Source organism: Proteiniclasticum sediminis (assembly GCF_018128025.1).
In the GTDB taxonomy this organism is placed as follows: Bacteria; Bacillota; Clostridia; order Clostridiales; family Clostridiaceae; genus Proteiniclasticum; species Proteiniclasticum sediminis.
The window spans coordinates 189,359-208,600 of the sequence record NZ_JAGSCS010000003.1 but is presented as its reverse complement, the minus strand read 5'-3'; the positions used below and the strand labels follow the sequence as shown (position 1 = coordinate 208,600).

The following is a 19,242-nucleotide window of genomic DNA, read 5'->3' as shown; positions in this document are numbered from 1 at the left end:
ATTCAATGGTGATTCGTGGAAGAGAATTCAATACTCTTTCATCATACTATCGGATGAAAAAAAAGTATAGCCGAAACCGGAATGTAAACCGAGAGTGACCTTTTCAGCATTTCGCTCATTTAGCGGCGATAATCCCCCCGAAGGAAAGGCTCTTCAATTTTTTCCTCTAGAAGCTCCCTGTACTTTTGGGGATGCCGGTAGGCATTCCCCCAGACCTCGTGCTTTCGATAGGCGCGAAGCTCTTCCACAGGGAAATCTGCCAGGAAAATCCCCTCTTCCTCCCCGGCCTCCAGAAGAAGCATATCGTGGGAATGGGGTTCTCCGGGTTTGTATGCCATGCCATCGAAGGCCGTGGAATGCCCGTTGCAGTCGGGCTGTCCCGACGGATAATTCACCGTGGCGATGCCCACCATGTTTTCAAAAGCCCGAGCCCGGAGCTGGGCCAGCCTGTTGATCTCCATGGGACAGGCATTGGGCACCAGAAGGATCTCCGCCCCTTTCAGCATCAGGATCCGGGCGCTTTCCGGAAACTCCCGGTCATAACAGATCATGGCGCCCACCTTCAGGGGCCCTTTGGCCGTGTCCAGATTAGCCACGGCAAAATCCTCTCCGGGGGTGAGGAGGCGCTCATCATCAAAGTCACAGGTGTGGACTTTGGCATACTTCAGCACCGGGTTCCCCCAGCGGTCGAACAGACAAAGGGTGTTTCGGGGCAGGGGATCGAACTTCTCCAGATACGTGATGCCGATGGCCATGCCCAGCTCCTTAGCCAGGTTCCCAAAGGCACGGAGAAATTCATCCTCCTCCCCCACCGCCTGTTCCCGCATCTTTTCCAGATCCCGGGTAATGCCATAGCCACAGCTCCACATCTCCGGAAACAGCGCTAAATCCGCCCCGAGAGCCTGGGCTTTGCGACACTCCTCCATGCCCTTGCGAAGGTTTTCCTCCCGTGTGGATTCCGGCAGCAGCTGGAGCAGGGCAACGCGAAAATAATCCATGATCTTCTCCCCTTCCTTATGGTTCATCAGTTTCCCCTGGGGATCCAGAGGATTCCTCCAAAATGACCCCCCTGGGAATATTGCTCATAAGACGATACTAGCCTGAAGATCAGGGAATGTAAACCTTGGGCTTCTGCACCTCCATGTTCCGACTGGGATCACCATCCCCTCGTCCTCTCCACGGCAGCGTCCTAATCCCGCCAAAAGGATGCCTTGGGGCCTATTTCCTAAATTCGCAACTTCCCGTATAATAAGGGTATTATGTTGTACGGAAGAACGGAGTGGGATGAAATGGAGAACAGACGGCTTATCAAACTGGCAACCCTGGCGGGCCAGATTATCTTGGAGTCCGGCGGGGAGATCTACCGCGTGGAGGAGACCATTGTCAAAATCCTGAAATCCTATGCGGTTTCCGAGGCTGACAGTTTTGTGACCCCCACGGGAATCATGGTGTCCATGACCGATGAGAAGGGGGAAATCATCTCCATCATTCAGCGGGTGAACAAGAGCACCGTGGACCTGGAGAAAGTGTCACTGGTCAATGCCCTGTCCCGGCAGGTAGCCAAGGAGCCTCTGCCTCTGGATGACCTGGAAGCATCCCTCCGGGAGATTGATCACCGCTCCCCCTATTCCGTCCGCTTTCAGCTGCTCATGGCAGCCCTGTGCGGTTTCTCCTTCACCCTGCTTTTCGGGGGAAGCCTCTGGGATGCGTTCTTTGCCATCCTCATCGGCATCGGCGTTCGGGTGATCCAGCTGGAAACCCGGAAAATCAAGCTCAACGCCATCTTCATCAACATCATCGGCGGGGCTTTTGTGGCTCTGACCGCCACAGGACTGGCCGGATTTATCCCGGATCACACGAATCTGGATAAAATCATCATCGGCTCCATCATGCTCCTGGTTCCCGGCATCGCCTTCACCAACGCGATCCGGGACACCCTCATGGGAGACTACCTCTCCGGCGTGTCCAAAGGCATGGAAGCCTTCCTCATCGCCGTGGGCATCGCCATCGGCGCCGGGATTACCTTGGCCCTTTTAGGAGGTGTTCAGCGATGATCCTCAATCTTCTCATGGCGTATTTGGCCGCCCTGTCCTTTGCCTTTCTCTTTAATCTTAATCGACGAACGGCTTTCCTCTCGGCCATTGGCGGCTCCATCGGCTGGTTCTGCTATGCCCAGGGTCTATCCTTTGCAAAAGAAGCCAACACCGCCTATTTTCTGGGGGCTGTGGGGTTATCCCTCTACAGCGAGATCATGGCGAGGCAGACAAAGACCCCGGTCACCAGCTATATCACCCCCGCCCTCATCCCCCTGGTTCCCGGCGGCGGCCTCTATCGAACCATGCTGGAAACCCTGGCCGGCAACTATAACGGCGCGCTTCATGAAGGCATCAACACCCTCATGGCTTCCGGGGCCTTGGCCATCGGAATCCTGGTGGTCTTCACCCTCATTAAAACCTACTACTCCCTAAGGAGGAAAATTGATACTGATGAAAAGAACTAAGCTGGTCTATGCCACCCGTCAGGAGGATATCCGGGAAAAAGTGGCAGAAACCCTGAAGAAATATCATATTCCCGAAGAAGACGTTCTGGATGTGCGTTACCAGATCAAAGACAGCAACCAGAGCGCATTGATTCTCTACACTGTCCCGGACCAAGGAGGTACCCATTGAAGAATTTAACCACCGTACTGTTTGATCTGGACGGCACCTTGCTGCCCATCAATATGCAGGATTTTGAAAGAGTTTATTTTTCTCTCTTAACCGAAGCCTTTAAAGACATTGCCTCCCCCAAGGAGTTCATGACCCAGATCGGCGGTGCCATCACCACCATGGTAAAGAACACCGAACCGAGAACCAACGAAGAGGTCTTCATGACCACCTTGAAGAATACGGTGCAGGACAAGTTCCCCCTCTATGAGGAAACCTTTGCCCACTTCTACAACCATGGTTTTGACGGCCTTCGCCGAGCCGTTCAGGATACCCCCGCCATGCGGAAGGCTACGGAAATTCTGAAGACGAAAGGCTATGATCTCGTCATCGCCACGAACCCCCTCTTCCCCAGACTGGCCATCGAAAAGCGCATTACTTGGGCTGGTGTGAAACGCAGCCACTTCTCCTATGTGACCTCCTTCGAGGAAAACCACTACTGCAAGCCAAACCTGGAATACTATTCCGAAATCCTGGAAACCCTGGGAAAATCTCCTGAAGAATGCCTCATGGTGGGCAACGATGCCCTGGAAGATCTGGCCGCGGGAAAGCTGGGCCTGAAAACCTACCTCATCACCGACCATCTCCTGAACCGCCACCAGGTGCCCATCGAAGCGGATCATGTGGGCAGCTATGATGATTTTCTCCAGTTTGCCCAGACCCTTCCTTCCCTAAACTAAAGAGATCCCGCCCGGTTTACCCGGGCTTTTCTTATGCCCAAATTTCCTAAAAAACAGACAGCCGGGAACTTCCCGGCTGCCTGCCTTCAGGGTTTGTATGAAAGGGGAATTATCTAGTTTCGGTTAAGCAGGTTAATCACCCAAAGGAGGATGAGTGCACCGGCCACCGAAACGATGAAGCTCCAAAGGTTCAATCCTGTGGCGGGACCCAGGCCCAGAAGACCGGCGACCCATCCGCCGATGAACGCTCCGATGATTCCGACAATGATGTTGGCGACTAATCCCATTTTTCCGTTCTTCCCCGCAATGATGCTGGCAATCCAGCCGGAGATTCCTCCAAGGAGCAGCCAAACCAACAGATTTTGGATTTCTGGCATATTCTATCCCTCCTCTTTGCTTGGTCATCGGGAGAACCTTCATCAGGTTCTTGTCTAAATTCTAGCGGTGATGACCGATGCCGTCAACACACTGGACGGCGATTTTGGAAAGAGTTTTCAGATTGTTCCAACACTAATCTTTTTTTCAAAACTCTATTCATATTCTTCAGGACTTCGCCACGATTTGCCAAACCGCCTTAAGCCCATGAAAAAAGCAGGCCCATGAAGAGCCTGCGGTGGAATCGCTATTTGTTGGTGTCGATATAGGACCAGCCATTCTTAAAGTAGTCCACACCGGACATGATGGTGAAGAAGACGGCCACGTACATGACCACCGGGGGGAAGATACTGAAGAAGGATTCCAGGAACGGAAGCTTCTGGAACAGATTGATCAGATAGGTTTCCTTGGTGGAAATGAGCTTAATGAGCAGGGAAACAATGGCGATGATCTGGGTCGTGGTTTTCACTTTCCCCCAGATACTGGCGGCAATGACGACGCCTTCATTGGCCGCGATGGTTCGAAGACCGGATACGGCGAATTCTCGGGCGATGATCACGACGGCTACCCAGGCACCGATGAGGTTATGCTCCACCAGAGCGATGAGGGCTGAGGTGACCAAAAGCTTGTCAGCCAGCGGGTCCATGAATTTTCCAAAATTCGTGATGAGGTTGTCTCTTCGTGCAATTTTTCCGTCCAGATGATCCGTATACGCGGCGATGATGAAGACCACCGTTGCCAGCGTCACATTATAGGGAATCGCACTGACGGACATCAAGAGAAGAAAAACCGGGACCAGGATGATACGGAACAAGGTGAGTTTATTTGGCAAATTCATAATATCCACTCCAAATTCAAATTGTGCTGTGCTTAGCCCAAAGGCCCAAGGCTTTCTACAGCTGATTATAAGCGCTGGGGCTTAAGAAATTCATAATCCTTGATATCATCTTCTCACAGTTTGAAAAGATAAACAAGAACTAGTCATCCAGGAAATCAGCAGAACTGCGGAGAACCTGTCTCGGTTTCGAGCCGTCCCTCCCCGAAATGACCCCCTGTTCTTCCAACTGATCCATGATGCGGGCTGCCCGGTTGTAGCCGATGCGCATTTTCCGCTGCAGGAAAGACGTGGAGGCCTGCTGGGCCTCAATGACCACACGAACGGCTTCCAGGAAGAGCTCATCGCTCTCTTCATCCTCTTCTTCCGTCTCCCGGCCCTTTTCAATATGATTCAGGATGCTTTCATCGTAGACCAGCTGATCTTTGTGAACCTTGATCCGGGAGACAATGGCTTCCACTTCCTCCTCAGAGATAAAGGCCCCCTGGACTCGCTTGGGCTTTTGTTCCCCCACGGGATAGTACAGCATATCGCCCTTGCCCAGAAGTTTCTCGGCGCCTCCGGAATCCAGAATGGTCCGGGAATCGATGGCGCTGGAAACGGCGAAGGAGATGCGGGAAGGAATATTCGCCTTGATGACGCCCGTGATGACATCCACCGAGGGACGCTGGGTGGCAATGACCAGATGCATCCCTGCCGCCCGGGCCATCTGGGCCAGACGGGCAATGTAGTCCTCCACCTCGTTGGCGGAGACCATCATGAGATCCGCCAGCTCATCCACGATGATGACAATATAGGGCAGCGGAGTCAGTTCTTTCTTCTTTTTGGTGAGCTCATTGAAGCCCTCGATGTTCCGCACGCCATGTTCGGCAAAACTCTGATAACGGCGGGTCATCTCATTCACAGCCCAGTTCAGGGCTCCTGCGGCCTTTTTCGGATCCGTGACCACGGGAATGAGCAGATGGGGAATGCCGTTGTAGACATTCAGTTCCACCACCTTGGGGTCCACCATGAGCAGCCGGACATGCTCTGGGTCATACTTGTAGAGAATGGAGATAATCAGGGAATTGATGCAGACGGATTTTCCCGAGCCTGTGGCTCCGGCAATGAGCACATGGGGCATTTTCGCCAGATCCCCGATGATGGGTTCTCCGGAAATGTCCTTGCCCAGGGCGACGGAGATTTTGCTCGTGCTTTTTTGGAACTTACCGTCCTCAATGACTTCCCGAAGATACACCGGTGTGGTTTCCCGGTTGGGAATTTCAATGCCCACGGCAGCCTTCCCCGGAATGGGGGCCTCGATGCGGACCCCCCGGGCTGCCAGAGCCAGGGCGATATCATCGGATAGGCTGACGATGCGGGAAACCTTCACCCCAGCCTTGGGCTGGAGCTCATAGCGGGTCACGGAAGGTCCCTTGGACACATTGACCACCCGAGCCTCCACCCCGAAGGATTGGAGGGTCTCTTCCAGTTTCTTCGCGTTTTCCAGAATCTCATTGCGATCCTGGTTATCCAGCATTCCCTTGATGTTCTTCTTCAGCAGCGCGATTTCCGGAAACTCATACTGAGGTTTCTGTTCAATCTCTTCCAAAGCGATTTGCGCACCTTCCAGCTTTGCCTCTGGCGTTGCAGTTTCTTTTTTCCGTCTCTCTAAAGGAATGCGGATCTTCTCTTCCACCGCTTCCTGGGGCTTTTCTTCCAGCTCCAGGCCTACGGGAAGATCAGAATCTGGAGTTTTCAGTTCCACATGCTTCGCCAGATATTCCGGATTTTTCCCGGTGATCTGGATTTCCCGGGAAACCTCATCTTCTCCGGACAGCACCTTGGTCAAGGCTTCCTCCGGATCCAAATCCAGGGAGATAAAGGGAGACTTGGTGGTTTGCTCCGGGGCCACGGGGGCCGCTCCTGCGGGGTCGCCCTGATCCATCATCTCCAGGATCTTCAGTTTTTCTTCAATCTTTCGCGCTTCATCGCCGGCCTTTCGCTGGGCTTTGGCTTCCAGTCTCCCCTGGGAACGAACCGCCATGCGGTCCTTGGCCACGAGACGCGCCTGATTTCCCTTCTTGAGGAAATCATACACCGTGGTGTTGAACATGAGCACCAAGCCCACGATGTAGAAGCATCCGGCGATGAGGTATGTGCCCAGAGGGCCCGTGAGGCGATAAAAAGGGATGGCCACAAGAAGTCCAAGAATACCCCCGTGATGACCATCACTGAGATTCAGGAGATTCTTCAGCGTCACCAGGATCCCTTCCTTATGCACCGATTCCATGCGGTTCAGCGAGAGCAGCATGGCGGTGGTCACCACCATGAGGAGAAGTCCGTAGGTTTTCTTGTTGGAAAAGATCCCCGGACGACGAAGAATCAGCGCGGTACCCATGAGAATAAACAGGATGGGAAACACGTAGGCCAAAAGTCCCAGCAGGCCCACCATGGTGTTTCGTATAGATTGGCCCAGGATTCCCACACTGGAGGAGAGCATGGAGATCAGCGTGAAGATTCCCAAACTCAGGAGAAAGAGTCCCGCCAGCTCCAGATAGAAAATCCGGCGGTTCTCGTCGAGAGGGGTTTTTCCGCTTTTCCTCGGGGATTTACCCTTGGTGGTTTTGGTGGTTTTGGTGGTGCGGGAGGCTGTTCTCCCTGCTGTTCCAGGAGATTTGGTTCCCGTTTTTGTCCCGGTCTTTCCCGGCTGTCCTTTTCCTTGTGTGGTCTTCACGTGACCCACCTCCTGCCTTGGTTCAATACACTATGTCCATTTTACCATAATTCTGCGCACAATGGGAACTTCAGGGCCTTCTGCCCCCTGAACCCGGTGATTTTTGCCGACAAAAAAGAAGAGGATTTCTCCCCTTCTTCTCTACAACGCGTTAGTCTGCAGGAATCTCTACAATCCGGAACTCGCCCAGCATGTTGTTGAACCGCGCCCCGTGACCGGATTCGGCCTCGATGGTCAGCATTTGGCGAATCTCAAAGCTTCCGCCCTTGGTATTGTCCACATAATAGTACCGCTCCAGAACCATGGCGCCGGTATAGCTTTTTCCTCGAACTGCCCAGCCTTTCACCGGATCTTCCACTTCCTCCGGCCCTACGGTCTGCTCGTAACGCTGGGTCAGTTCCAGTCCCTTGGCTGTGGCCAGCTCCTCAGGGGATTTATCCTCCTCCTGCCGAATCTCCATGAAGTACTTGTCCGAAAGGGTCATCCCGTCCACCGGCAGTGGCGCGATGATGTCATAACCCTCCTTCTCCTCGATGAAGTAGCGGTTTTCATCAAAATAGATCGTATAGCCTGCCTTCATTTCCTTTAGGGTCACTTCCGTCTCTTCCTTCTCCCCTTCCAGCTCTTCCACAATTGTCTTTTGGGGCACCAGAAGATCGTAGAGGTTTCGTATGGCTGCCTGCCCTTCCTTGGTGGTTAGCGTTCCCACTACCAGGAAGATCAGGGCAGCGGCCGCATATTTCAGCCAGACCCACGGTCTTTTCTTCTTCGCGTTCATTCGTCCTCCCCCTTTTTCAGCTACGCTGATCCCAGTTTTTACCGCCTGCCACAGTTCCTCTTTCTCCTCCTCCTCCAGCAAAGCCGAAGAGGATAGTGCTTTTTTTAGCTCTTCGTCTACATTCTTTCCCATTATCGTGAATCCTCCTTTCTCGATTCCAGTTCCTGACGTAGCTTTGTTCGAAGTCGGTACAGCTTCGTTTTGACTTTCCCCGGATGCATGTCCAGCATGGTGGCTAGCTCCCTTTCCGAAAACCCCTGAACATATTTCAGCTGCAGAAGAATGCGGTCCTCCGGGGGCAGCGCCTCCACCATTCCTTCCAGGGGAGAAACCTCTGAAGGAATGTCCTCTTCCGGCGATGCCAGCTGAAGCTCCTCCACCGGAATGGGCCAGCGCTGAGATTTTCGCTGATACCGCCGGCATTCATGGAGAAGAATCCGGAAAAACCAGGGTTCAAAGTCGCGGCGGGGATCATACCGATCCCAATGGGTATAGACGCGGATAAAGGTTTCCTGGAGCACTTCCTTGGCGCTTTCCCGGTCCCGTAGGACCGCCAAAGCCACCGTCATGGCTTCCTCCACCATGGCATCATAAAGAGGCCGGAAGGAGCCCGGATTTCCTTGCTGCATTTGTCTTATGGCCTCAGTCCTGTCCTTGGTCATGGCTTTTCCCTCCTGTACCCTATCTACCCCCAAAGGTGTATAAAAGTTTCGTCTGGTGTGAAAATTCACGATTTGTTAATATTCCGGTTTCAAAACTTGGGAATCGAGAGTTCCTCGCGACGAAAAAAAGGATGGACTTTCGTCCATCCTTCATCGCGAATCTTATTCAGACTTCTGCTCGGCTTCGCGCTTGGCCATTTCCACCAAGGCATCCTTGCGGGAAAGATTGATTCTTCCCTGCTGATCGATTTCCGTGACCTTGACGAGGATCTCGTCACCCATGGAAACCACATCTTCCACCTTCTCCACACGCTTGGAATCCAGCTTGGAAATATGAACCAAACCTTCCTTGCCGGGGAGAATTTCGACGAAGGCGCCGAAGGTGGCCAGTTTCACAACCTTGCCCAGGTAGATTTCCCCGGGAACCACTTCCTTTACGATGCCTTCGATGATGGCGATGGCTTTCTTGACCATTTCAATGTCCGGTCCGCCGACAAAGACCTTTCCGGAATCATCGATGTCGATCTTTACGCCGGTATCGGCAATGATCTTGTTGATGACTTTACCGCCGGAACCGATGACTTCACGGATCTTGTCCGGATTGATGGTGATGGTGAAGATCTTGGGTGCATACTGGGAGACCTCAGGACGGGGTGCCGTAATGGCTCCAGCCATGACTTCCAGAATCTCCATACGGGCGGTCTTGGCATCCCGGATGGCTTTTTCGATGCACCAGGGAGAAAGTCCGGCAATCTTCGTATCCACCTGGATGGCGGTGATGCCTTCGGATGTTCCGGCCACCTTGAAGTCCATGTCGCCGAAGAAGTCTTCCACGCCCTGGATATCGGTGACAATTTCTTCCTGAGACAGATCATCCGTGGTGAAGAGTCCCATGGCAATACCTGCCACCGGCCGCTTCAGCGGAACGCCTGCATCCATCAGGGCCAAAGTAGAGGCACAGACGGATGCCTGAGAAGTGGATCCGTTGGAGGAAAGCACTTCGGAGACGACACGAATGGTGTAGGGGAATTCTTCTTCGCTGGGCACCAGAGGCTCCAGAGCCTTCTCGGCCAGAGCGCCGTGTCCGATTTCCCGACGTCCCGGTCCACGCATGGGGCGGGTTTCGCCGACAGAATAGGAAGGGAAGTTATAGTGATGAATATAACGCTTGCTTTCTTCTTCGCTGACGCCATCCAGAATCTGGATATCGCCGATGGCCCCTAAGGTCGCCACGGCAAGAACCTGGGTAGATCCTCGGGTAAAGAGGCCTGAACCGTGGGTTCGGGGAAGAAGGGCCACTTCTGCCGCCAGATTTCGAATCTGGTCGAAGGCACGGCCATCCACACGCTTATGCTCAAGAATAGCCATATCGCGCACGGTCTCCTTCTGGAGCATGTACAGGGTTTCAGCGATATCGCTCTTGTTTTCCGGATACTTGGCATCAAATTCTGCAGAAACCGCAGCCTTTACCGCATCCATTTTCACGCTGCGCTCATCCTTGTCGGTGATATGCATGGCTTCCGCCACCAGATCCTTGGCGAAGGCTCTGACTTCATTCTCCACATTCTCATCCAAGGTGTAGAGCACAGGAACTTTCTTTTCCTTGCCGTAGGCGGCCATGAGTTCCTTTTCGAAGGCGATGATGGGCTGGCAAGCCTCAAAGCCAAAGGAAATCGCCTTGATCATGGTGTCTTCATCCACTTCATAGGCGCCGGCTTCAATCATCATGACGCGGCTCTCTGTGGCACAGACGGTGAGGTTCAGTTTGCTGACTTCCCGCTCCTTGGAGGTGGGGTTCAGAACCAACTCGCCGTCCACCAGGCCCACCATCACTGCCGCTAAAGGCGTGGTGTAGGGAACTGAGGAGAGAAGCAGTGCCAGGGAGGCGCCGTTGATGGCGAGAATTTCCGGCAGATTGTCATTTTCCACGGACATGACGGTGCACACGACCTGCACGTCATTGCGGTATCCCTTGGGGAACAGCGGTCTCAGCGGTCTATCCACAGCTCTTCCGGACAGAATTGCCTTTTCGGAAGGACGGCCTTCACGCTTGATGAATCCTCCGGGAATTTTTCCTACGGAGTAAAGACGCTCTTCATATTCCACGGACAGGGGGAAGAAGTCGATGCCGTCTCTGGGCTTCTCGGAAGCATTGGCATTGACCATGACGACGGTGTCGCCGTAGTTCATGAATACGGCGGAGTCGGAAAGCATTCCCCGGTCACCGAATTCGACGCCGAAACTTCTTCCGGCCACTTGGATCTCTTTCTTGATTTGCATGGGTTCATCTCCTTTTAATTCACTGCCGCCTGCAGTCAAGGATTTTCATGAGACCCTCGGTTCCAGTGGATTTTTTAAAAAGCGAAAGATACAGCTGTTCTCTTTCCTCCGGCTATATCCTTGGGTTTTTAAAAAATACCAGAACGATCATCCCAAAAAATCCCTGTCTGCCTGCAGATCAGCTGATTTTTTGATTGTTTTTGAGCCGCAAAACGTTTGCGACTCCGGATATACTAAAAGCCTGCTTGAAAATAAGCAGGCTCAGAGCACATGGTTTAATTATCTTCTGATTCCAAGCTTAGCTATGATATCTCTGTAACGTTCAATATCTTCAGCCATCAGATAGTTGAGAAGACCTCTACGCTGACCAACCATCATGAGCAGACCTCTTCTGGAATGGTGATCCTTCTTGTGGATCTTAAGATGCTCGGTGAGGGAGTTGATTCTCTCGGTGAGCAGAGCGATCTGCACTTCCGGTGAACCGGTATCTCCTTCGTGTCTTGCGTGAGTCTGAATCAGTTCAAGTTTTCTTGCCTTATCCATTTGCTATTCCTCCTGAATGTTTATCCCCAATGACCAAGTTAAAAGACAGCAAACCTAATAACATAGTTCATGGTTCGTAACGTATTATATCACAAAGACCCCTGCCCTGCAACTTATAATAAGGTGCAAAGTTCCATGCCGCGGGCATGCTGCTCGTCTTTATGCAGCTGCTCCACCAGGTCATCCAGGGAGCGGTATTTCACTTCATCGCGCATATACTCCAGGAAATAGAGCTGCAGCTCTTCTCCGTAGATCTCAGCGTCGAAATCCAAAATATGGGTCTCAATGGACAATCCCTGGCCATCCACCGTGGGGTTGTAACCAACGGAGGTGATGCCCTTGTGGAGCTCGCCATGGAGCAGAACATTGGTGTAGTATACTCCGTTTTTCGGAATGACATACTTGGTGTCATAACTCATATTGGCCGTGGGGAAGCCCAGCTTTCGGCCCAGCTTTTTGCCCCCGATGACGGTGCCCCGAAGCATGAAGGGCTCGAAGAGAAGCTTGTTGGCCTCCTCCATCTCCCCCTTCAGAATCAGATTCCGGATCCGCGTGCTGCTGATCACGTCATCGTCACTGAGGGCGGCATCCATGACGAAGAGCTTGAAGCCCACCCGGTCGGCCATTTCCCGAAGGGTGTCCACGTTGCCCTTGTTCTGGTATCCATACTTGTAGTTGAAGCCCACCACAAAACCTTTGGCGTTGTACTCGCGGATCAGAAGCTGGATGAAATCCTCCGCTTCGATCTGCATGTAGCTCTGGGTGAAGGAGACGAAAATCGTCACATCCACGCCCTTGCTGGCCAAAAGATGAATTTTTTGTTTGGTGTCCATGAGAAGCTTCGGCGCCAAGGTGGGATTCGCCACCGTCAAGGGGTGATTCTTGAAGGTGTAGACCGCACTTTTCAGTCCGTCGGCCATGGCTTCATCCACCACCTTGTTGATCAGCGTCATATGGCCCTTGTGGAGCCCATCAAAGCTTCCCAGGGCGATGTAGGTTCCGTCTTTAAAATCGCCTCTGGCTTTTTCATCTATTATTAACATGTTCAACCTCACCTAAGATTTACTTTCAGGAAAAGGGTTTCCGCATCCCGCTCCAGGATCCCCATGAAGATCCCTTTGGCCGTATATCCCCGGTACAGTCCGGGTTTGACCTCTGCGGTGAGCCGGGCATCCCGCACTTTCATGCCATTGAGAATCAGTTTCTCGAAGGCCTCCGGCACAGTCAGTGCCGCGTAGCCTCGAAGGACGTCCTCCATGGACAAAAGATACGCTGCCGGTCCTTCCTCGTCCAGGGTGTTCAGACGAACGGCTGTGGTCAGGTCAAAATCACCTGTTCCTTCCCGCACCAGCGAAGTCATAATGGCTCCGCAGCCTAAAGCCCGGCCCAGGTCATCGATGAGACTCCGGACATAGGTTCCTTTGGAACAGGTGAGGAGAAGCTCGCCTTCCCCTTCCCCGTATGCGGTTAGGACTAGGGTCTCGATGGTGACCTGCCTGGCTTCCCGTTCCACTTCCACCCCTTGGCGGGCCAGCTCATAGAGCCGCTTTCCCTCTTGCTTCAGAGCGGAGTACATGGGAGGAATCTGCGAGATCTCTCCCACAAAGGCCAGAAGCGCCTCTTCCACCTGTGCTTTTTCCGGAATGGGCTTGCCCGTGGGGGTTACCTCTCCGAAGGCATCCAGAGTGTCGGACACGGCGCCAAAGCGAAAACCCGCCCGGTAGATCTTTTTTCCTGCCATGAGGTAATCCACCAGTTTCGTGGCTTTTCCCACACAGATGGGGAGAACTCCTTCGGCCTCCGGATCCAGGGTGCCGGTATGCCCGACTTTTTTTACGCCCAGAATCCGCCGGACTCTTGCTACGGCGCCAAAGGAGGTGATCCCCCGTTCTTTGTAGAGATTGATGACTCCGTTCAAGCTGTCCTCATCCTTTCAATTTCCTGGAGAAGCTGTTTTTTTGCCCCTTCCAGGGTATCCGCCTTGAGATTGCATCCCGCAGCCCGCACGTGGCCTCCTCCGCCAAAGATGGCGCAAAGAGCTGCCGCGTCGATGACTGCCTTGGTCCGGACACTGACTCGATAGAACCCTTCCGCTTCCTTCAGCAGAATGGAAACGTCCGCTTCCGGAGGCTCCAGGCCATAGTTGACGATTTCTCCCGAATCCCGGTCAGGAATGCTCAAGGTGTTGAAATCCGCCGCGGCCAGGTTCATCATGCTGACAAATCCGTCCGAGGAGCGTTCCAGGGTCATGAGCGCCCTTCCCAAAAGCTTTATCCGCTTAAAATCCCGGGTGGCAAAAAGAATCCGCTGAATTTTTGAAAAATCCAGCCCGGTTTCCAGGATTTTTGCCGTCCAGCGCAGAGTGGCGGCGGTGGTGGACGGGTAGCGGAAGGATCCCGTATCCGACACGATCCCTGTATACAGGCATTCAGCCATGGCTACACTGAGGGTTACGCCCAGATCTTCAATAAGCTCCGTCACCATCTCCGCCGTGGAGGACGCCGTGGGATCCACATGATTAAGATCCCCATAAAGGTCATTGGACACATGGTGGTCCAGATTGATCTTGAACACCATGTCGAATCCATCCCGCTCCATGGAGAGACGTTCCTTGTTTCCGCAGTCCAGCGCCAGAAGCAGCTCCGTTTCCGGGGGCATGACCGAAGTCAGGCCGTACTCCTCGGCCAAGGGAAGAAACATCAGATTTTCCGGCACCGGTTCCTTGGAAAGCACCGTGACGGTCTTTCCCAAAGCGCGCAGTGCCAAAGCCAGGGCCAGGGTGGACCCCACGGCATCCCCGTCCGGGGAGGCGTGGGTCACCAGGGCCAGCCGGTCTGCCGCATGGATTTTTTCGGTCAATGCACGGCTCCTCATCTTAGCTTTCCTTCTTTTCGTTGGCTTTGCGAATGAGTTCGTCAATATGCATACCCCGGTCGATGGTGTCATCCACCGTGATAATCAGCTCCGGCACATAGCGCAGCTGAATCCTCTTGCCCACTTCCCGGCGGATGAACCCGGCCGAGCTCTTCAGGGCTTCCAGAGAATCCGCTTTCTGCGTTTCTGTTCCAAAGATGCTCACAAAAACTTTCGCGTAACGAAGATCCGAGGTGACCTCCACATCGGTTATGGTGACCATGGCGGTGATTCTCGGGTCCTTGAGGCCATTCATGACGATGGAGGAAATCTCCTTCTTCATTTCTTCATTGATACGTCCCGATCGGTATTTTGCCATATTCTGCACCTCACTTTCTTATACTCCTGAGGAAGGAGCTGTGATTACAGCTCGCTTCGCTTGATTTCTTCCATATAGAAGGCTTCGATGATGTCGCCTTCCCGTAGATCATTGAACTTATCGATGGAGAGTCCGCATTCGTATCCTGCGTTGACTTCCTTGGCATCATCCTTGAATCGCTTCAGGGACGCCAGATGGCCTTCGTGAATGATGACTCCGCCACGCAGAACGCGCACTTCGGAATTTCGGGTGATCTTGCCGGTTAACACATAGCATCCGGCAATGGTGCCCACATTGGAAACCTTGTAGGTCTGACGGATTTCCACGCGGCCCTGGATCACTTCCTTGATGTCCGGGCTGAGCATACCGATCATGGCAGACTTCACATCATCCAGCGCATTGTAGATGACGCGGTAGGTCTTCACATAAACCTTTTCCTTCTCCGCTACGGCCTGGGCATTGTTGTCCGGACGGACATTGAAGCCGATGACGACAGCATTGGACGCTGCAGCCAGGGAAATGTCGGTTTCCGTAATGGCGCCGACACCGCCGTGGATGACGCGAACCTTGATCTCATCGGTGGAGAGCTTCTCCAAAGAGCCGCGAAGGGCTTCGATGGAACCCTGCACATCAGCCTTGATGATGATGGGCAGTTCCTGAATCTTGCCTTCCTTGACCTGGCTGTAGAGATCCTCCAGGGAGACGCGCATGGAGCTTTGCTGCAGGCTCTTCTCCTTGATTTTTCTGGCTTCAGCCATACCTCTAGCGGTTTTCTCGTCCTTGACTTCATTGAACTTGTCTCCAGCCACAGGCACTTCGGAAAGACCCAGGACTTCCACCGGAATGGAAGGACCAGCGCTCTTGATCTTCTTGCCCTTGTCGTCAAACATGGCACGGATACGTCCGTAGGTGGAACCCACCAGGATGGAATCGCCCACGTTGAGGGTTCCCTTCTGCACGAGAAGGGTGGCCACGGGGCCTCTACCCTTATCCAGCTGGGACTCGATGACGGTACCGATGGCGCGCCGGGTGGGATCCGCCTTCAGCTCTTCCACTTCTGCCGTCAGGAGCACCATTTCCAGAAGGTCGTCAATGCCGATCTTCGCCTTGGCCGATACGGGGACGCAGATGGTGCTTCCGCCCCATTCTTCCGCCACCAGGCCGTACTCGGTGAGTTCCTGCTTGACGCGGTCGGGGTTGGCGCTTTCCTTGTCGATCTTGTTGATGGCCACGATGATGGGCACGTTCGCTGCCTTACAGTGGTTGATGGCTTCGATGGTCTGGGGCATGATGCCGTCGTCTGCAGCCACCACGAGGATAACGATGTCCGTGACCTGAGCTCCGCGGGCACGCATGGCGGTGAACGCCTCATGGCCAGGGGTATCCAGGAAGGTGATCTTCTCGCCGTTGATGGTGATGGTATAAGCACCGATATGCTGCGTGATGCCGCCGGCTTCGCTTTCCGTGACCTTGGCCTTTCGGATGGCATCCAAAAGGGAGGTCTTGCCATGGTCCACGTGGCCCATGACGGTGACGATGGGGGGTCTCTTCTGGAGATTGACATCCAGAGCATCATCATTTTCATCTTCTTCGACGCTGCTGGATTCATCCTTGATCTTCACCAACTTGACTTCCAGCTTCTTGGCGGCTTTTTCCGCCGTCTCAAAGTCGATTTCCTGGTTGATGCCGGCCATGATGCCGCTGAAAATCAGGGCCTTGATGACCTCGGCCACAGGCTTTTCCATCTTTTCGGCAAAATCCTTGACGGTGATGAACTCGCCGATTTCAATGCCGTCCACGGCTTCCAGGGCCTTCCGGGCATCTTCTTCCGCCTTCAGTTCTCGCTTGGACTTCTTCTTTTTCTTGGAAAGATCCACCACTTCTTCTTCGAGAATTTCTTCGTACTCTTCCACGATGCTCTTCTCGCGCTTGATTTCTTCCTCGGTCATGGGTTCCTTTTCCTTGTCCGCCAGAAGTTCCTTGATGAGGGCTGCATCTTCCTCTTCGACCACACTCATATGGTTCTTTACTTCTATTCCAAATTCATCCTTCAGTAATGCAATCAGCTCTTTGCTGGTAATTGCCAGTTCCTTCGCCAGTTCATATACTCTGATCTTTGACAATAGGACCACCTCCATTTATTTCTTCATCTTCTTTGCTGTCATAAAAACTCCGGATCTTCTTCGCCATGTTCGGATCTTTGACCCCGAGGACAGCAATTCCTTTTAATCCCAATGCGCTTCCTAATTCTTCAGGAGTGAAATCCTCAAGGATGGGTACATGGTATCGCTCACTGAACCCGTAAAACTTGTCTTTTGTGTTCTGTGAGGCACCGGTGGAGATGAACAGCAGCCTCAGCTGCCGCATTTTCACCGCTTCCTCGCATTTATTGTAACCCAGAACGAGATTACCCGATTTTCTGGCGATGCCCAGAAAAGCCAGCACGCGGTTATTCATGGACCACGGCTTTCTGAAGATCCTCGTAGATCTCCACACTGATGGCTGTTTCCAGATTTCGGGACAGTCGTTTGGTTTTAAATGCCTTTTCCAGACACTCTGCACTGCGGCACACATAAGCGCCTCGTCCGGGTTTTTTGCCCACCAGGTCCAGGGAGATTTCCCCTTCCTTGTTTTTAACTACACGGATCAGTTCTTTTTTGGGCTTCATTTCCATGCAGCCCGTGCACATTCTCATTGGTATTTTTTTCACCTTCATGCAAAACACCTCTCTTTCCCATGATCAGGATCATGGCCCTGTGATATTATTCTTCGCTGGTATTCTCCAGGGTTTCTGCGGATGCTTCATCCCCGGCCTCCACAGCCTCCGTCAGCACCTCATCCTCCAGGATCTCGGCTTTTTCCGCAGCCTTGGCTTCCAGCTCCGCCTCGTACTGGCGGCGGCTCTTGATATCGATCTTCCAGCCCGTGAGCTTGGCGGCCAGACGAACATTCTGTCCTTCTTTGCCGATGGCCAGGGACAGCTGATTGTCTTCCACAATGACCTTGCAGGAGTTGCCGTTATCCTCGATGATGACTTCCAGCACCTTGGCAGGGCTTAAGGCATTGGCGATGAACTCCTTGGGATCCTTGGACCACTTGATGATGTCGATCTTTTCATTGCGCAGCTCGTTGACAATGCTCTGGACGCGGGTTCCCCTTGGGCCCACGCAGGCGCCCATGGGCTCCACTTCCGGATCATTGGACCAGACGGCGATCTTGGTTCGGGAACCGGCTTCTCGGGAAATGGCCTTGATCTCCACGATGCCTTCGTAGATTTCCGGCACTTCCTTTTCGAAAAGTCGCTTCACCAGTCCCGGATGGGTACGGGAGACGGAGATCATGGGTCCCTTGGGATTCTGCTTCACTTCCACGATATAGAGCAGAATTCGGTCATTGAACTCATAGTTTTCTCCAGGCATCTGCTCCTGCAGGGGAAGAACCGTTTCGGTCTTGCCCAGGTCGATGTAGATGTTTCCCTTTTCCTTCCGCTGCACGGTACCCATGATGATGTCGAATTCCTTCTCATGGTACTCATTGTAGAGGATGCTTCTTTCCGCTTCCTTGATTCGCTGGGTGACAATCTGCTTGGCAGACTGGGCAGCCACCCGGGCAAAGTTTGCTGGGGTCACTTCATTCTCCACATAGTCCAGAAGCTCGTAGCGGGGGTTGATTTCCTTGGCTTCCGCTAAAGAAATTTCATCATTGTCGTCAAAAACTTCCTCCACCACCTGCCGCAGGGAATACACCTTGATTTCGCCCGTTTCCCGGTCAATGTTCACCCGTACGTTCTGACTTCCCGTGTTGGCATAATTCTTCTTGTAGGCTGCGATCATGGCATCTTCCAGTGTCATGAACAGCATTTCCTCACTGATCCCCTTTTCTTCGGCGATGGCCTTGAGGGCCAGGATCACTTCGTCTTTCTTTTTTTCCGTTGCCTTTGCCATTTTTTCCTCCTACCTTTTATAAGTCAACTTCAATATTCAGCTGCTTCAGATTGTCCATGGGAATCTCCACGTCCTCATTCCCCAGGGTGACGACGATCATCGTCTCATCGGCCATTTTCAGGATGGCTTTGAATTTCTTCGCGCCCTTGACGGGTTTTTTCGTCCGTACCATGACCTGGGCCCCCAGGGCTTCTTTCATGTGCTCCAGGGTGAACAGGGTCCGGAAGATTCCCGGGGAGGAGACCTCCAGATTGTAATCTTCGGCAATGGGATCCTTCTCATCCAAGAGATCGCTCATGCGTCGGGAGACTTTCTCACAGTCTTCCAGGGCGATGCCTTCCGGCCGGTCGATGTAGAACCGGAGGATGTTCATGCCCTCCTCCTTGACGTACTCCATATGATACAGGCGGTACCCCAAACCTTCCACTTCCCTGCGGAACAGGTCTTCCAGCAAGTTCAGCTTCTCCATTTTTTCACGCTCCATTTCTTTTC

21 protein-coding genes are annotated in these 19,242 nt (G+C 53.2%); 4 read left to right on the top strand and 17 right to left on the bottom strand.

Features of this window, described 5'->3' with window-relative positions; all coding sequences use genetic code 11:
* Window positions 1–119: 119 nt before the first annotated feature.
* Window positions 120–1,025: a carbon-nitrogen hydrolase family protein gene (locus KCG48_RS04085; RefSeq protein ID WP_230976991.1), complete on the bottom strand. Its 906-nt coding sequence runs from the start codon at window positions 1,023–1,025 to the stop codon at window positions 120–122.
* A 264-nt stretch (window positions 1,026–1,289) separates the two neighbouring features.
* On the opposite strand from KCG48_RS04085, the gene KCG48_RS04080 reads away from it, so the two are divergent.
* Genes KCG48_RS04080 through KCG48_RS04065 form a run of 4 tightly spaced genes read left to right on the top strand, consistent with a single transcriptional unit; the run spans window position 1,290 to window position 3,385 of the window.
* Window positions 1,290–2,054 (top strand): threonine/serine exporter family protein, encoded by a 765-nt coding sequence (locus KCG48_RS04080; protein WP_211800031.1) that lies wholly within the window; start codon window positions 1,290–1,292, stop codon window positions 2,052–2,054.
* Window positions 2,051–2,500 carry a threonine/serine exporter family protein gene (locus KCG48_RS04075; protein ID WP_211800030.1) on the top strand — a complete coding sequence of 150 codons (450 nt, stop codon included), beginning with the start codon at window positions 2,051–2,053 and terminating at the stop codon, window positions 2,498–2,500. Before KCG48_RS04080 ends, KCG48_RS04075 begins: the two co-directional genes overlap by 4 nt.
* Window positions 2,487–2,669: a hypothetical protein gene (locus KCG48_RS04070; RefSeq protein WP_211800029.1), complete on the top strand. Its 183-nt coding sequence runs from the start codon at window positions 2,487–2,489 to the stop codon at window positions 2,667–2,669. The genes KCG48_RS04075 and KCG48_RS04070 overlap by 14 nt, the downstream gene beginning before the upstream one ends.
* Window positions 2,666–3,385, top strand: a complete 720-nt coding sequence (locus KCG48_RS04065; RefSeq protein WP_211800028.1) for an HAD family hydrolase — start codon at window positions 2,666–2,668, stop codon at window positions 3,383–3,385. Before KCG48_RS04070 ends, KCG48_RS04065 begins: the two co-directional genes overlap by 4 nt.
* 113 nt (window positions 3,386–3,498) lie before the next feature.
* Here KCG48_RS04065 and KCG48_RS04060 read toward each other — a convergent pair whose 3' ends face one another.
* The 16 genes from KCG48_RS04060 to KCG48_RS03985 form a co-directional block, all read right to left on the bottom strand.
* Complete coding sequence (locus KCG48_RS04060; protein ID WP_211800027.1) at window positions 3,499–3,762, bottom strand: GlsB/YeaQ/YmgE family stress response membrane protein; 264 nt, start codon at window positions 3,760–3,762, stop codon at window positions 3,499–3,501.
* Between the two features lie 245 nt (window positions 3,763–4,007).
* A complete protein-coding gene (gene pgsA / locus KCG48_RS04055; RefSeq protein WP_211800026.1) occupies window positions 4,008–4,598 on the bottom strand; it encodes a CDP-diacylglycerol--glycerol-3-phosphate 3-phosphatidyltransferase in 591 nt (196 codons plus the stop codon).
* A 139-nt stretch (window positions 4,599–4,737) separates the two neighbouring features.
* Window positions 4,738–7,311 carry an FtsK/SpoIIIE family DNA translocase gene (locus KCG48_RS04050; protein ID WP_331000368.1) on the bottom strand — a complete coding sequence of 858 codons (2,574 nt, stop codon included), beginning with the start codon at window positions 7,309–7,311 and terminating at the stop codon, window positions 4,738–4,740.
* Between the two features lie 151 nt (window positions 7,312–7,462).
* Window positions 7,463–8,221: a hypothetical protein gene (locus KCG48_RS04045; RefSeq protein ID WP_211800025.1), complete on the bottom strand. Its 759-nt coding sequence runs from the start codon at window positions 8,219–8,221 to the stop codon at window positions 7,463–7,465.
* A complete protein-coding gene (locus tag KCG48_RS04040; RefSeq protein WP_211800024.1) occupies window positions 8,221–8,751 on the bottom strand; it encodes an RNA polymerase sigma factor in 531 nt (176 codons plus the stop codon). The genes KCG48_RS04045 and KCG48_RS04040 overlap by 1 nt, the downstream gene beginning before the upstream one ends.
* A 162-nt stretch (window positions 8,752–8,913) precedes the next feature.
* Complete coding sequence (locus tag KCG48_RS04035; RefSeq protein WP_211800023.1) at window positions 8,914–11,031, bottom strand: polyribonucleotide nucleotidyltransferase; 2,118 nt, start codon at window positions 11,029–11,031, stop codon at window positions 8,914–8,916.
* A 279-nt stretch (window positions 11,032–11,310) separates the two neighbouring features.
* Complete coding sequence (rpsO, locus tag KCG48_RS04030; protein ID WP_211800022.1) at window positions 11,311–11,574, bottom strand: 30S ribosomal protein S15; 264 nt, start codon at window positions 11,572–11,574, stop codon at window positions 11,311–11,313.
* Window positions 11,575–11,687: 113 nt separating this feature from the next.
* Window positions 11,688–12,617, bottom strand: coding sequence for a bifunctional riboflavin kinase/FAD synthetase (locus tag KCG48_RS04025; RefSeq protein WP_211800021.1), 930 nt, complete (start codon window positions 12,615–12,617; stop codon window positions 11,688–11,690).
* An 8-nt stretch (window positions 12,618–12,625) separates the two neighbouring features.
* Window positions 12,626–13,492: a tRNA pseudouridine(55) synthase TruB gene (gene truB, locus KCG48_RS04020; RefSeq protein ID WP_211800020.1), complete on the bottom strand. Its 867-nt coding sequence runs from the start codon at window positions 13,490–13,492 to the stop codon at window positions 12,626–12,628.
* Entirely contained in the window at window positions 13,489–14,433 is a 945-nt protein-coding gene (locus KCG48_RS04015; protein ID WP_211800019.1) for a DHH family phosphoesterase, read from the bottom strand. The genes truB and KCG48_RS04015 overlap by 4 nt, the downstream gene beginning before the upstream one ends.
* Window positions 14,434–14,449: 16 nt before the next feature.
* Entirely contained in the window at window positions 14,450–14,806 is a 357-nt protein-coding gene (gene rbfA / locus KCG48_RS04010) for a 30S ribosome-binding factor RbfA (protein WP_211800018.1), read from the bottom strand.
* Window positions 14,807–14,850: 44 nt separating this feature from the next.
* Window positions 14,851–16,929 carry a translation initiation factor IF-2 gene (infB, locus tag KCG48_RS04005; RefSeq protein ID WP_211800017.1) on the bottom strand — a complete coding sequence of 693 codons (2,079 nt, stop codon included), beginning with the start codon at window positions 16,927–16,929 and terminating at the stop codon, window positions 14,851–14,853.
* A complete protein-coding gene (locus tag KCG48_RS04000) occupies window positions 16,907–17,263 on the bottom strand; it encodes a ribosomal L7Ae/L30e/S12e/Gadd45 family protein (protein WP_211800016.1) in 357 nt (118 codons plus the stop codon). Before KCG48_RS04000 ends, infB begins: the two co-directional genes overlap by 23 nt.
* Window positions 17,256–17,522, bottom strand: coding sequence for an RNase P modulator RnpM (gene rnpM, locus KCG48_RS03995; protein ID WP_211800015.1), 267 nt, complete (start codon window positions 17,520–17,522; stop codon window positions 17,256–17,258). Before rnpM ends, KCG48_RS04000 begins: the two co-directional genes overlap by 8 nt.
* A gap of 46 nt (window positions 17,523–17,568) precedes the next feature.
* A complete protein-coding gene (nusA, locus tag KCG48_RS03990) occupies window positions 17,569–18,750 on the bottom strand; it encodes a transcription termination factor NusA (RefSeq protein WP_211800014.1) in 1,182 nt (393 codons plus the stop codon).
* 16 nt (window positions 18,751–18,766) lie between these two features.
* Window positions 18,767–19,219 (bottom strand): ribosome maturation factor RimP, encoded by a 453-nt coding sequence (locus KCG48_RS03985; protein WP_211800087.1) that lies wholly within the window; start codon window positions 19,217–19,219, stop codon window positions 18,767–18,769.
* Window positions 19,220–19,242 lie beyond the last annotated feature (23 nt).